Origin of the sequence: Paraburkholderia xenovorans LB400, assembly GCF_000013645.1 — a bacterium.
GTDB classification, from domain to species: domain Bacteria; phylum Pseudomonadota; class Gammaproteobacteria; order Burkholderiales; family Burkholderiaceae; genus Paraburkholderia; species Paraburkholderia xenovorans.
In genome coordinates this window covers 58,668-71,685 of sequence record NC_007952.1, presented here as the reverse complement: position 1 = coordinate 71,685, position 13,018 = coordinate 58,668, and the positions used below count along the sequence as shown (strand labels likewise).

The 13,018-nt window shown below is 62.9% G+C and carries 9 protein-coding genes; 2 read left to right on the top strand and 7 right to left on the bottom strand.

Annotated elements, in window-relative coordinates; genetic code table 11:
- Positions 1 to 44 precede the first annotated feature (44 nt).
- Together BXE_RS22385 and BXE_RS22380 are read left to right on the top strand one after the other, a co-directional pair.
- Positions 45 to 833 (top strand): IclR family transcriptional regulator, encoded by a 789-nt coding sequence (locus tag BXE_RS22385; protein WP_040124188.1) that lies wholly within the window; start codon positions 45 to 47, stop codon positions 831 to 833.
- Between the two features lie 131 nt (positions 834 to 964).
- Entirely contained in the window at positions 965 to 1,510 is a 546-nt protein-coding gene (locus tag BXE_RS22380; RefSeq protein ID WP_011490418.1) for a hypothetical protein, read from the top strand.
- A gap of 130 nt (positions 1,511 to 1,640) precedes the next feature.
- Here the strand turns inward: BXE_RS22380 and BXE_RS22375 are convergent, their stop codons facing one another.
- The 7 genes from BXE_RS22375 to BXE_RS22345 form a co-directional block, all read right to left on the bottom strand.
- Positions 1,641 to 4,070 (bottom strand): GNAT family N-acetyltransferase, encoded by a 2,430-nt coding sequence (locus BXE_RS22375; protein ID WP_011490417.1) that lies wholly within the window; start codon positions 4,068 to 4,070, stop codon positions 1,641 to 1,643.
- A gap of 328 nt (positions 4,071 to 4,398) precedes the next feature.
- Positions 4,399 to 6,000 (bottom strand): peptide chain release factor 3, encoded by a 1,602-nt coding sequence (locus BXE_RS22370; protein ID WP_011490416.1) that lies wholly within the window; start codon positions 5,998 to 6,000, stop codon positions 4,399 to 4,401.
- Between the two features lie 287 nt (positions 6,001 to 6,287).
- Positions 6,288 to 7,418, bottom strand: a complete 1,131-nt coding sequence (locus BXE_RS44490; RefSeq protein ID WP_081435567.1) for a fimbrial protein — start codon at positions 7,416 to 7,418, stop codon at positions 6,288 to 6,290.
- Between the two features lie 21 nt (positions 7,419 to 7,439).
- Positions 7,440 to 10,082 carry a fimbria/pilus outer membrane usher protein gene (locus BXE_RS22360; protein WP_011490414.1) on the bottom strand — a complete coding sequence of 881 codons (2,643 nt, stop codon included), beginning with the start codon at positions 10,080 to 10,082 and terminating at the stop codon, positions 7,440 to 7,442.
- A 132-nt stretch (positions 10,083 to 10,214) separates the two neighbouring features.
- Positions 10,215 to 10,958, bottom strand: a complete 744-nt coding sequence (locus BXE_RS22355; RefSeq protein WP_011490413.1) for a fimbria/pilus periplasmic chaperone — start codon at positions 10,956 to 10,958, stop codon at positions 10,215 to 10,217.
- A gap of 75 nt (positions 10,959 to 11,033) precedes the next feature.
- Entirely contained in the window at positions 11,034 to 11,594 is a 561-nt protein-coding gene (locus BXE_RS22350) for a fimbrial protein (RefSeq protein ID WP_011490412.1), read from the bottom strand.
- A gap of 1,108 nt (positions 11,595 to 12,702) precedes the next feature.
- Positions 12,703 to 12,993 (bottom strand): H-NS family nucleoid-associated regulatory protein, encoded by a 291-nt coding sequence (locus tag BXE_RS22345; RefSeq protein ID WP_011490409.1) that lies wholly within the window; start codon positions 12,991 to 12,993, stop codon positions 12,703 to 12,705.
- Between the last annotated feature and the right edge of the window lie 25 nt (positions 12,994 to 13,018).

The window sequence follows — 13,018 nt, the reverse complement described above, 5'->3', positions numbered from 1 at the left end:
TCACGCGCCAGATAATGAGAACAGCACACCGAACCTCGCTCACGATGGACGCAGAAGATAAAGACGACGCCGACCGTTATCGCGCCCCGGCGCTGGACAAAGGCCTCGATATCCTCGAACTGCTCGCCGAGCAGAAGGAAGGACTGACGCGCGCCGAAATCACCAAGCTGCTGGGACGCAACGCAAGCGAGATGTATCGCATGCTCGAACGGCTGGTCGCGCGTCAGTACGTGGTGCGCTCCGCGGCGGGCGACCGCTATTCGCTCAGCCTCAAGCTGTATGCGCTCGCCCATCGTCATCCGCCGATGAACCGGCTGATCTCCGAAGCGCTGCCGCTCATGCAGCGCTTTGCCGATGCTGCCGAACAATCGTGTCACCTCGTGGTGTACGACCGTGGCAATCTGCTGGTGATCGCACAGGTGGACGGGCCGGGTACGTGGGGCATGTCGGTGCGGCTCGGTTCGCGCGTCGGGCTGATCGATACGGGTTCGGGGCGTGTGATGCTGGCGTTCCAAAGCATTGAGCAGCGTGAACAGATGCTCGCCGAACATACGAAGGTAAAGGGCGAGGTCACGATCGATCGTGACGCGCTCGAACAGGCCTGCGAGCGGATTCGCGCCGCCGGTTTCTCGCAGAAGGACAGCCAGCAGACGTTCGGCGTGACCGACGTGACGTTTCCGATCCAGGGTCCGGCCGGACAGGCGATCGCCGCGCTCACCTGCCCGTACCTGCGGCGTATCGACGAATACGTCGCGCCGACGCTGGAAGCCGCCACCGCGCTGCTGCGCGAGACGGTTCAGGCGCTGTCGATGTTCCACGAGAACGCGGCGTAGCACGCCCTGGCGGCAAGAGAACCCGCGCAACGCGCCGCCGAAAATCGGCCCCTCCCGCACATGGTTTAGAATGGCGACCCTCTCAAAAATCACGCCGCATGGGTTCGCTCATGCGCGCTCATCGATAAGCAATGGCGAAACTTCTGACCGATTCCGAATTCCAGCGTTTTTCCGAACTCCAGCAGAAGCAGTCGAGCTTCACGATCACGCCTGAAGAAGCCGACGAACTGCGCGACATCGTCGCTCATGCGCAAAAGCGCCGTGATGATCGCGCGGCGGCGATGCAAAGCATTGAGACCTTCATCCAGCAATTCGACATCAGCCCGGACGAGCTGTTTTCCGCCGAGCAGATCGGCGATGCCGCTCGCACCTTCGGTCTGATTCCGGCCGCGAAGAAAGAACGCGTGCTGCCGCCGCAATTCACGTTCAACGGCAAACCGTATCAGTGGACGACGCGCCCGCTGCCGGACGATATTCGCGTGCCCTTGTTCGACGCGTTCAAGGCCGGTGAGTCGGTCAAGTCGTTCATCGCGACGCCGAAGGATGCGAACCGTTGCGCGGCGACCATTGCGCGCCTCGAACGCGAGACCGGCGCGGTGTATGGCGACGCGTGGCTTGAAGAACTATCGGTGACGCGTACGCAAGTCGACGAAGCCGCTGCCAAGCTGCCGGCCTGAGGGCGCTCGTCACAAGAAGCCTGAACGGGGCGAGCGCCGTTCAGCGCCTCTCGCCGCTTCGATCACCGCCGCAGCAACTGCCTCGGCTGCATGCGTAGCCCGCTGTAAAGGCAATGCAACGGTGATCCGTTCAACCCGGCGCGGCTGGCGCCGCGCTCGCGGTGCCAGGTTCGGCGGGTTCATCCAGCGCCATACGGAAGCCGACGACACCCGGATCTTCCGTTCGCGTCATCGTGAAGCCGCTGGCTTTGGCGAGCGCGATCATCGCAACGTTCTCGCGCAGCGCTTCGCCGATCAGCCAATGGATACCGCGAGCCCGCGCGTATCTGATAATCCGGTCCATCAGCAACTGGCCGAGACGCCGGCCTTTCTGGTCCGAGCGCACCGCCACCGCGAATTCGGCTGTTTCGTTGTCGGGATCGGCGACCGCCCGCACCACGCCCAGCGTCCGCGTGAAACCTTCTTCGCTTTGCACGGTGGCGATCAGCGCCATTTCGCGGTCGTAGTCGATCTGCGTCATTCGCGCAAGTTGCGAGTGGTCGAAGCTGCCCACCGCGCCGAAGAATCGCAGGCGCAGATCTTCAGGCGTCATCGCTTCGACAAAGTCATGGTGGGCGGCCTCGTCTTCCGGACGGATCGGCCGCACCGTCACCCGCAAGCCTTGCCAGTCCAGGGTCTCTTCGAAGCGGCGCGGATAGGGCACGATCGCGAGACGGCTGCGCGTCGCCGCAACGCTCAACGAAGGATCGACCACCGTCACGCGGTCGCGATACACCCTCAGTGTCAGCCTGATGCCGACGATTTCCCTGACGTCGCACACCGCTTGCGAGAGCGCTGTCAGCGCGGCCAATGCCGGCTCCGGCGCAATCAGCTGCGCATAGCGCGAACGCGCGACGATGTCTCGCGCGAGCATCGGATTGAGTGGCGGCAAACCGTACACGCGCAGCGGCTCGGATAGGCCGTCGGCCGCCGGCGCGGTGAAACGGAATACGGGACCGAAGTTGTCGTCGTCGTGAAGCTCGACGACGATATCGACGATGGGCTTGCCCGTTGAGCCGGTGCTCGCTTGCGCGCCGTCCGATGCCTGCGGCGCCGTTTCCACCTGTAAGCCGAAACGCCCGAGAAACCGCGCCGCCGCCTCGCCGGTTAGTTGATGCTCGCCTCCCGCGAGCGCCTCGCGCGCCTGGGCTTGAGCCGCATCGATCGCGGCGGGGATTTGCGCCGGCAAACCCTCGGGCGTCTGCATCAGCAGTTCGCGCCCCATCCGATAGTCGACCAGCCGCGCGAAGGCGCGCGCGAGGCGCTGCGGCGTGGTGTGAACTGGAATGCCCTGAGCGTGCAGCGCGTCGCGCGTGGCGGCATCCACGCCGCCAAAAAAGCACGCCAGCAAGCCGCGATACGCGAAGCGCTGATTCGCGATCAAGGCCTGCGCCACCTCGCCCACCGGCGCGCTGTGCGTCGACGCATGCACGACGAATGCCGTGCCCGACGCGCGCTGGTTCGCGAGCAGTTCGAGGGCGGTTCCGAAGTGCTCGGGGCGCGCGTCGTCGCCAAGCCGCAGCGGATTGCCGCCGACGGCATGCGGCAATGCCTGCCGCAGGGCCTCGGACGCTTCGTCGGGCCACGGCGCGAGCGTGTCGCCGGCTGCGGCAAAGGCGTCGCAGGCGAGCGTGGCAAGGCCGCTGTCGCTGGTAATCAGCGTGGCGGTGGCGCCCGCCGCCACGCGGCCCACGCCTAGCGTCTCGATTTCGTCGAGCAGATCGTCGAGCGAATCGACCCGCACCATGCCCGCGCGGCGGAAAGCGGCCGTGTAGAGCGCGTCAGCGGGATCGGCGCGGCCGGAGCGTAGCGCCAGCACCGGCTTGTTGCGCGCCGCCGCGCGGGCCGCCGACATGAACTTGCGCGCCGCCCGCACGCTGTCCAGTTCGAGCAGGATGGCGCGCGTACCGGGATCGCTGGCCAGATAGTCAAGCACGTCGCCCGCGTCCACGTCCGCCTCTGCGCCGAGCGCCACGGCATGCGAAAAGCCGAGGCCGCGCGCCTGTGCCCAGCCGAGCACGGCATTGGTCAGCGCATTCGACTGCGACACCCACGCGACACCGCCCGCCTTCACCGTGCACGACGGCGCACCCAGATGCGCGTGCAGTGCCGGCGACACCACGCCGAGACTGCCCGGCCCGACGATCCGCAGCAGATTGGGCCGCGCCGCCGAGAGCGCATGCCGCAGCGCGAGCCGGTCGTCGTCGCTGCGCACCTCGCCCACGATGATCGCCGCGCGCGTGCCCAAACCGCCGAGCTTATGGATGATGCCCGGCCACGTGGCCGGCGGCGTGCAGATCACGGCGACCGTGGGCGCTTCCGGCAAGTCGCCGGTCTCGCCGATCACGGCGTGGCCGCCGAGCGTCGAGTACTTCGGATTGACCGGCCAGAGCGGGCCTTCGAAGCCGCCTTCCAGCACGCGCGTCCACACCATCGCGCCGGTGCTGCCCGGCCGCTCGGAAGCGCCGATCACGGCGACGGATTTGGGTCGAAACAAGGCGTCGAGATTGCGAACGGTCACGGGCGCTCCGGAAACTGGGGAAGGCAGGCCGCCTGGCGGCGAGGCGTGTGCGTCTCCGTCAGCATAGGCGAAGTCGGGCGCTCGCGCGGCGCTTCTGGTCGGGCGGCCGGTTTGCATCGCACCGGGAAGGACGTGTCTTTGGGAGACAACGCGCGGCTGGCCGATGCAGCATACAAATCGTCGTAGCGCGGTTAACGAAAAATGGCCCCGTTTCTGGCGGGGCCATTTGCCTGTCCTGCTTTGCTCTACTTGCTTTGCTCTACTTGCTTTGCTCTACTTGCTTTGCTCTACTTGCGTTGCTTTACCCTCGACTACCGTCGCGGCGGACTTACATCGCCCTCTTGAACGGCGCGCCAGAATGCTCGCGCAATTCGTTGAAGACGATTTTCGGCCAGGCCTTCTGCGCGACTTCGATCTCCGACACGTGCGACGCCAGATAAGTCGGCGCATCCGAAGCGTCGAGCGCAATCCGTGCCGCGTATGAATCGGTGAAGCGGCGCAGTTCGGCGGCATCGTCGCAGGTTACCCAGCGCGACATGCGGTAACGCGCCGGCGCCATGCGCACGTCGACCTTATATTCGGTCGACAAACGGTGCGACACCACTTCGAACTGCAATTGCCCGACCGCGCCGAGAATCATCAGACCGCCCACTTCTGGACGGAACACCTGGATCGCGCCTTCTTCGCCGAGTTGCTTGAGCGCTTCGCCGAGCTGCTTGGCGCGCATCGGATCGACCACTTCAACCGTCTGGAAAATTTCCGGTGCGAAGAACGGCAGGCCGACGAATTGCAACTGCTCGCCTTCGGTCAGCGTGTCGCCGAGACTCAGCGTGCCATGGTTCGGAATACCAATGATGTCGCCCGGATACGCCTCGCTCACCGTCTCGCGGCGCTGCGACAGGAACGTCACCACGTTGTTCGCACGGAACGTCTTGCTCGTGCGCGTCACCTTCACGGCCATGCCGCGTTCGAAATGCCCCGAGCACACGCGGATGAACGCCACGCGGTCGCGGTGGGCCAGATCCATGTTCGCCTGCACCTTGAACACGACGCCGGTGAACTTCGGCTCGTCCGGCATCACGGGACGCTGCACCGTCATGCGCATGGAAGGCGGCGGCGCCAGATCGACCAGTGCGTCGAGAATTTCCTTCACGCCGAAGTTGTTGATCGCCGAGCCGAACAGCACGGGCGATTGCTGACCGGCGAGGAACTGTTCACGATCGAAATCCGGCGACGCGCCCGTGATCAGATCGATCTCTTCCTTCGCCTTGACCCAGGCATGGCCGAAGCGGCGCTCGCCCTCTTCGTCGCTGAGCGCCTGCAGCGTTTCGACCTCGCCGCCCGCCTTGTCCTGGCCGGCGCGGAACAGGCGCACCTGATCGCGCTGGATGTCGTAGACGCCCTGGAAATCCTTGCCCATGCCGATCGGCCACGTGAACGGCACGGCGGCGACGCCCAGATGCTGCTCGATTTCGTCGAGCAGTTCGAGCGGCTCGCGCACTTCGCGGTCGAGCTTGTTGATGAAGGTGACGATCGGCGTCTTGCGGCTACGGCAGACTTCGAGCAGCTTGAGCGTTTGCGCTTCGACGCCGTTCGCGCCGTCGATCACCATCACGGCCGCATCGACCGCGGTCAGCACGCGGTAGGTATCTTCGGAGAAGTCTTCGTGGCCCGGCGTGTCGAGCAGATTGATGACGGCGTCGCCGTACTCGAACTGCATCACCGAACTCGCCACCGAAATGCCGCGCTGCTTTTCGATCTCCATCCAGTCGGACGTTGCGTAGCGATTGCTCTTGCGGCCCTTCACGGTGCCGGCGATCTGAATCGCGCCCGAAAACAGCAGCAGCTTTTCCGTGAGCGTGGTCTTACCCGCGTCCGGGTGGGAAATGACCGCGAACGTGCGGCGGCGTTTGAGTTCGGAGACTGACATCGGGTCTGGCGGTCACGGATAGGGGTTCGGGCGGTTCCCCGGCGGCTTGTGGCCACCGGTGTGCCACGCCTTGCGCGGCGGCGTCGGGCTGCGGGAGTTGGGCCGGCGGCCCGCGTCACAATGGCAACTCGACCGCGTTGGAAACAGGTTACGAACGAGCGTTCGACAATACGGGAATCGCCAGCGCAGAACAGCGCAGGGAACGAATGATACACGTCATGGGGAATGACGTATCGAAAAGGGGCGATTGGGGCGGACAAGCTTGCGGCCGGGCCGCACCAAAAGCTTTACTGATATGACATGGTGAAAGTGGCGAGCGCTCTGATCGCGCCGGCCACCACGTTGCCCGTTCGAATATATCGCGCGATCAAAGGCACCTCCAGCCGACCGTCCGGTGACCTGCCGATGACCCATTGGTTGGTCGTGAAGGGCTCCGACGAGTCCGGTCCGAACGACACCGGCGCGCCGCTGTCATTCAATATCTGAATGCCAATCCCCTTTGCGGTCGAGTCCGGGGTCGGGGTGAGAACGTTCGACCGGTTGGACGGATCCGTATTGTCCGTTAAAACGATAGATACCTGCGCACCACTCCCACACGAAAACACTAGCGAGAATGATTGCGGGCCCGCCACGCTGCCGACGCCGCCGGAGAATGCACTACTGTTGACCGTCGGCAGGGTAACGGAAGCGTCGGGCTGATTGATCGCACAGGCGTGAATGATCCGGCCGGACGCAGCGCCGGTGTAGAGAGGTGGTTTGTCCCATCCCGTGGCTGGATCGTCAGACGTCCAATACACGATCGACACCAACGGCACGGTGGAAAGCGTCCGTGCACCCAGAGGTATTACGCCAGTGGCAACAAATGACGGCGTAACCGTGACGTCAATTGGCATGTACGGACCATCCACAGGTCCGCTGACCGGGCAGGTCAGCTTGACCTCGCCGCTGGTCATTGGAACATTGTTCGCATTGCACGCCGGCGCGTTAAACGTGTACCGGATTCCCAGACCCTGAACGTTAGTTTGATATACGTCGGCAAACCCGGATACAGGTGGTAGTGAACTGTCAAAGGTTGCCCAAAGCGTAGCAGACGTCTCTACCGGAGCTGAAGTGTCGAATCTGCAGGGCATCTGAAACTGCGTGGGCGCAAGCGTGGCAATCGTCGCACCGATCGTCGGATTGGCGGGCACGGAGATCGATCCTGCACTGATGACGTTATTCGCGCCGCTAGCATTACAAATAAGTGCCGCGTGCGCTGGCCGGGCTGCGAACAAGGCGGAGCCAAGTACTAGCGTGAGGCACACGACGATCGGTATCGGCCAATTGCGGCCACGCCGCGCAGCAGTCGTATAAGGCAATGCCTCGCGGACTGCCACGCTCTGGCGGGACCATCGCAGACAGGATTTGAACGCAGACATTTAACCACTCCTCGAATTTGATTACCTGGTACGGCCAGAAGCAAAGTTCGTGTTTTCGGTTGGTGTCCCGCCCACACAATGCCCTTCCACAGACGTGTAGGCCGCTCCTGCTTTACCCGTTTGCCTCGGCAACACGTACTCGATGCGGCATTGCTCGGAAGCCGACGCGCCCCATTTCACGAACAGCGAGCCTTTGTCCTCGAGCCCGCGCGCGAAAATCCGACTGTCCTGCGCAACGACGCCTACCGTCCGCCCGGTTGCATCGACCACGTCCGCGCCAAACGGCAGCGCCTTGTCGCCGAGTTGCGGCGCACGAATCAATGCCGCGCGTCCGGTCACCGTCTTGTACCTGATCATCACCACTGAGCCCAGCCGCGGCACCGCCTGCTCCGACGTCGATTCAAACTCGACATCGGTCGACGTGCCCTTCGGATCGATATCCACCGTGTTGATGCCATAGGGTGTCAGGTACGGAACGACCGCAAAGCCGCGCCCATTGAGTTTCACGCCGGGCGAACTGGTCACGCTCGCGCCTGCTGCGCCCGGTGCTTCGATCACGCCGAACGTGTCACCCACCGTCTGCGAGAACGTGACACCGCCCGGATGCGCGACGATCGACCCGCTGATACCCGCCGACACCTGGCTGGAGCCGGTTCCGCCGCTCGCCGATCCCGTCAACTGCGCGTACGGCGTGCGATAGGTGCCGCTCGCGCCCGCGCTCGCCGTGCTGGCGCCCGGACCGTCGCCGTACGCCCCATACCCGCTGTACGAGAACTGGTTGCGCTCGCCCAACGAGCCGCTCACGTTGGCCTGCAGGTTGGCGTTTCCACCGGAACTGCTGAGGTTCGCCGACAGCAGCGGCGAATGCTGGTCGCGACCGAGCGGCAACGTGGTACTCAACATAATCTGATCCGACATTGACCCGTTCGAGTTGCGCGTGCGCCCCGCGCTGATACTGTACGTACCGTACTTGAAACGGTTGGTGTAGCCGGCCTGGTAGAACACGTCGCTGCCGCTGCGATTCCAGTATTGCTGGGCGGAAGCGTTCAGAAAGACCGTGCCGTATTCCTTGAAGTTCTGATTGAGCGTGACCTGAAAACGGTTGCGCTGCCGGTACACCGAATCCGGATTGCCGCCGTGCATGGCGAGGTCACGCACGGACGCGGCATCCGACAGGTTCATGTACCCCGCCGTCGAATAGCGATACGCTGCGATTGCAATGTTCGTGTTGGTCGGATCGATGAACTTGCTGTAACCGATGCGCAAGCTCGTGCCGCGCAACGTGCCGTGATCCGGAATCTGCGTTTGAGCGCCTGTCACGTCGGCTGACAGCGCGCCGAACTTCGTGTTCAGTGCGGCGCCCATGTCGGCGGCCATGTAACCATTAGCGGCCACGGCACCACCATAGACCGTGACCAGATTGGTCAGCCCGCGCTGTAGCGTGAACTGCGCGAAATTCGGGTTTGTCTCGAGCGTGGAATTGCGGAGCTCGCCGGCGGTGACTGAAAACCGTGTGGTGCCGGGCCGCAATGACTGGGCAACCGAGGCGTAAGGCACAGTGAAGCTTTTGGTACGGCCATTGGCTTCGGTGACGGTGACATCCAGGTTGCCGCCATAGCCGGTCGCGTAAAGGTCGTTGATTTCGAACGGACCCGGCGAAACGGTGGTTTCATAGATCACCTGGCCGTTCTGACGAACCGTCACGCGCGCGTTCGATTCAGCCGTGCCGCGCACGATCGGCGCGTAGCCTCGCAAGGATTCCGGCAGCATGCGGTCGTCGGTGGCGATCTGCGCGCCGCGAAACTGCACGCTGTCGAATACATCGCCGGTCGTGTAGCCGTCGCCGACCGTCAATTGCGACTTTATTCTGGTGATGTCACGCTGAAGGTAAGTCGCGATGTTGTCGAATTGTGTGGCTGCGCCAGCTTGCTGCGTCACCGACGACTGATGGCGGAAGTGCCACGCGCCGAGGTTCACCCCGGCATTCAAGCCGACATAGCTCTGCGTCGATTCAACGCCCGATCCGGCGCTGTGGTACGCGTTTGCGTTGTAGCTCAGGAAAGCCGCGTTGACTCCGGTCTGCCACATGTCAGGCGGCACGTAACCGCGCGCAGCGTTTCGCATGTACTTTTGCGGCACGCTGAGGGCGATCTTTTGTTCCGCGAAGTCGAAGTCGACCATCGCGTCGGGCACGGTCGCCGCAAGGTCGACGCATTCACCGGTAACGCCGGTTTCGGCCGGCGTCTTCGCGTCGCTGCTCGCCGCGACCCTGGCAAAATCGACGCCGAGCGTTTCCAGCATTTGCCGGCTGAAACAGGGACGCGCCGTAGCCGTTCCGCTGGTGGCCACAAACCGCACATCATGGCGCGCAACACGCACACCGTTGACCAGCACGTCGACGGAATAAACGCCTTCGGACATCGGGTTGCCACGCGTGAAGCGCGAGACGTCCACCGTTGCATTCGGATCGACGCGCAGAAAAGTTGAGTCGAACTCCACTGCCGCGCCCGCTTCGGCCTGCCCGGACGCCTGTGCGACTATCGGCTGGACACCGCCCAGCACCGCGAACGCCAGCGCAACAACTGCGGCGACGGGGTTGAGCCCAAACGCGCCGCCAGGTTCACCGGCGCGAACGAGCGAGCGGCAACAGGGGAAGTCCTTCATGATCGGATCGGGATTCAATGTCCTGCGACAGGCGTGCGGCGCCTGTATGCGTTGCCGATGCAGTGCGCGCGGTGTACGAGAAAGGGTTAGCCAGAGCGGCAGGCTGCCGCGCGATTGACAGGCTGTGGCGACTTACTCGCCGAGAGCCGCATCGCCGTCGATAGGACCGCCGTAGTCGCTGATGGCGATGTAGTGCACCTTCGCGCCCGCGGCAACGGCATTCATCTTTGCAATCGGCAGGACCGCCGATGCGCGTGGAGCAACCATGCCACCCTGTTCGTTTCTGAACGTGTGGCCGTTGCTCTCCACGTCGATCTCACTGAACGAGACGTAGTAAGGCGTCGGATTCGAAACGCTGAGCGCATGGCTCTTGCCATCCGCCGACGCGGCGATCTTCCAGCTCAGTTGGGCGGCCGCGTCTTCCGGTTTGCCGGGCAGCCCGGCCGGCCGCGCGAAAACCTTGATGCGGGTGCGATACGCCAGGCTCAAGCTATTGACTTCCGTCGCACTGCTTGCCTTCGGCGGGATGTCCAGAACGTTGAGCCAATAGACCGACTCGCGATCCTGAGGCAAGGGCTCGCCGGTGTACATCACGCGCAATGTCTGCCCTTTTTTTGCATCCATGCGGAAAATCGGCGGCGTTATCACGAACGGCACTTTGATTTCGCCGGGTTTGGCATCCGCATTGCCATCGTCGATCCAGGCCTGCACGAGCGAGGGTGTCTTGCTGTCGTTATCCAGCTTGACCGTGACTTCACGCTGCTCGAGCGGATACACCACGCGCGTACCGCCGATCGTCACGCTTGCCTGTGCACTGCCGGCCAGCAGTGCACAGGCAAAACCGATTCCTATCGGCATCTTTTTGAGCAGCTTCATTACCGTCTGTCTGTCAATATTCCGGAAAGGGAGCGCGAAAAGGCGCTCGGCTCGCGAGCGCCTCGGGGCCCTCGCTTACTGATATTCCATCGAGTATTGAACCGACGAGCTAACCGTGCCGGCAGTCGCAACGCCCGTTGCGTAATACTGTGCGAAATACTGCAGCGTCGCCGCGCCGCCCGAGATGGTTGCCGCGTTCGTCGTTATATCGTTGTTCGCGCCCGTCGTGACGTTGATCGGCTGCATCTGCGCGTTGAGCAGACGAACTTCCACGTTTTGCGCGGTACCCGCCGTGTTCGACAGATAGCCATTCGTCTGGTCGACCGTCGGGCCGTTCTCGAAGCGCGCAATCGCCTTCGTGGCCGTGCCAGTGCAGCCGGTCAGGCTCAGTTGCAGATCGGTCGGGTTGGACGTGCCGGCCACCGCGCCTGCCGACGCAAGCGAACCGGCCGGAACCGTCGCCAGCGTGATCGCCTTGTCGGCCGGGGTACCGTTCGCATTGCCGTTGATCGAACACGTGCTATCCGTTACGGTGCCGGTGATCGAGATCGTGCCGTCCGCCGCATGGGCGCCAAGGGGTACGAGACCGAACAGACTGCTAGCTGCGATCGCGATTGCGGGGAGGGATAACTTCATAACGTTTGGTCCAATAGACTAAGAAAAGCTGATCAAATCAAAAAGCGATCCCTGTATTGCATAGGGATCGCCACATGCATCAATCTCGCCAATGGGTTAGTTTAGGAATACGAGGCTTCCTGTTCCAAGCTCCTGACGTGTCTTTCAGGCAGAAGACAATGTGATGTTAAGTTGTCCAACATCAAAATTACATGGGACAAATCGCCTCTTTCTGAAATTTCCGACGGATTAATCTGATACGTCAATAACGGCGATGAGGCTTGTCCGACGGGCCTTTTGACGCGCACTGAATGGACAAACCGAGTCGTGACGGTTCGACAAGATGTGGCAATCGGCCACGCAAGAGAAGCGTCATGAACGAAGATCGTCACATGCCTCAAGCGCTGTTTTTGTCAGGTCCGATATATGAGACTTCTTTTGCCGATGTTCTGGTTTGATTCAGAGTCCAAAACAAAAAACCGCCGCGTCGTTGCCAACACGGCGGGTTCTTACTGCGTTCGTGCGAGATGTAATTACCAGGCCAATATCACAGGACACACCTCGGTGATAAAACACTCCCGGCGAACACGCGCTGACGCGACTGGAAAACGCGGACATGGTCAGCGTAAAAGATCGCAAACGCCCAGTGGCCTGCGGGTGTCGGGCTCGCAAAGGTGAGGGTTTTCGGGACGCTCGCCGATGCGACTTTGAATGGCGCCGAAAGGTGAGCTTGTGGACGATCGGTCGCGCACCTGCACAGCGAAAGTCCGCGCAGTGCCGAACACCGCAGACGTGGCTGGAAGAGCCTCGAGCCTTCGCCGCAGCGATTCTTCGCACAGCCTGGGAACGCCCGCCAGCAAAGGCTGGCGCGGGTTTCAGAGAAATCGGCCAGTGACGGCGGGCGGCCAGCGGCAAGCTGGCCGCAAGGTGCGCGCTTCGGCAAAACCAGGCTCACCGAAGCAACGTGACCCGCCGCAGTTCAGGCATGCCGACCCGCGACTCGCGAGCCAGGCTCACGCGAAAGGTGAGCGTTTTCGGGACCCGTGCGACGGTGCGAGAAAACCCGCACGGGACATCACTTCAGCCAATCCGGTGCATGACGGCCAGGCATGTCATGCACGGAAGCGCTTCAGACTTCGATCAGAAAGCGCTCGCGATTCTTGCCCGCGAGCCATGCCGGCGAGCGGCCGCGGCCACTCCACGTCTCGCCGGTTTTCGGGTTGCGATACTTGGCAACCGAAGCCGTTTTGCGGCCCACGGCACGCTTGCTCGTAAAACCCAACTCTTCGGCAGTCAGGTCGTATTCGGCGACCTTCTGTTTGATCTCGGCGATCGCCTGCGCAATTTCCTTCTCGCGCGCCGCCGCGACTTCCTTGTGGAGTTTTTCGAGTTGGGCAGTCAACTGCTTGTACGAGGCCATGACGGGTGCTCCGATCGTTTGGACG

Excerpts from the sequence above, each read along its gene's own strand:
- BXE_RS22385 (WP_040124188.1), top strand. The coding sequence starts at position 45 with ATGGACGCAGAAGATAAAGACGACGCCGACCGTTATCGCGCCCCGGCG.
- BXE_RS22380 (WP_011490418.1), top strand. The coding sequence starts at position 965 with ATGGCGAAACTTCTGACCGATTCCGAATTCCAGCGTTTTTCCGAACTC.
- BXE_RS22370 (WP_011490416.1), bottom strand. The coding sequence starts at position 6,000 with ATGTCAGTCTCCGAACTCAAACGCCGCCGCACGTTCGCGGTCATTTCC.
- BXE_RS44490 (WP_081435567.1), bottom strand. The coding sequence starts at position 7,418 with ATGTCTGCGTTCAAATCCTGTCTGCGATGGTCCCGCCAGAGCGTGGCA.
- BXE_RS22360 (WP_011490414.1), bottom strand. The coding sequence starts at position 10,082 with ATGAAGGACTTCCCCTGTTGCCGCTCGCTCGTTCGCGCCGGTGAACCT.
- BXE_RS22355 (WP_011490413.1), bottom strand. The coding sequence starts at position 10,958 with ATGAAGCTGCTCAAAAAGATGCCGATAGGAATCGGTTTTGCCTGTGCA.
- BXE_RS22350 (WP_011490412.1), bottom strand. The coding sequence starts at position 11,594 with ATGAAGTTATCCCTCCCCGCAATCGCGATCGCAGCTAGCAGTCTGTTC.
- BXE_RS22345 (WP_011490409.1), bottom strand. The coding sequence starts at position 12,993 with ATGGCCTCGTACAAGCAGTTGACTGCCCAACTCGAAAAACTCCACAAG.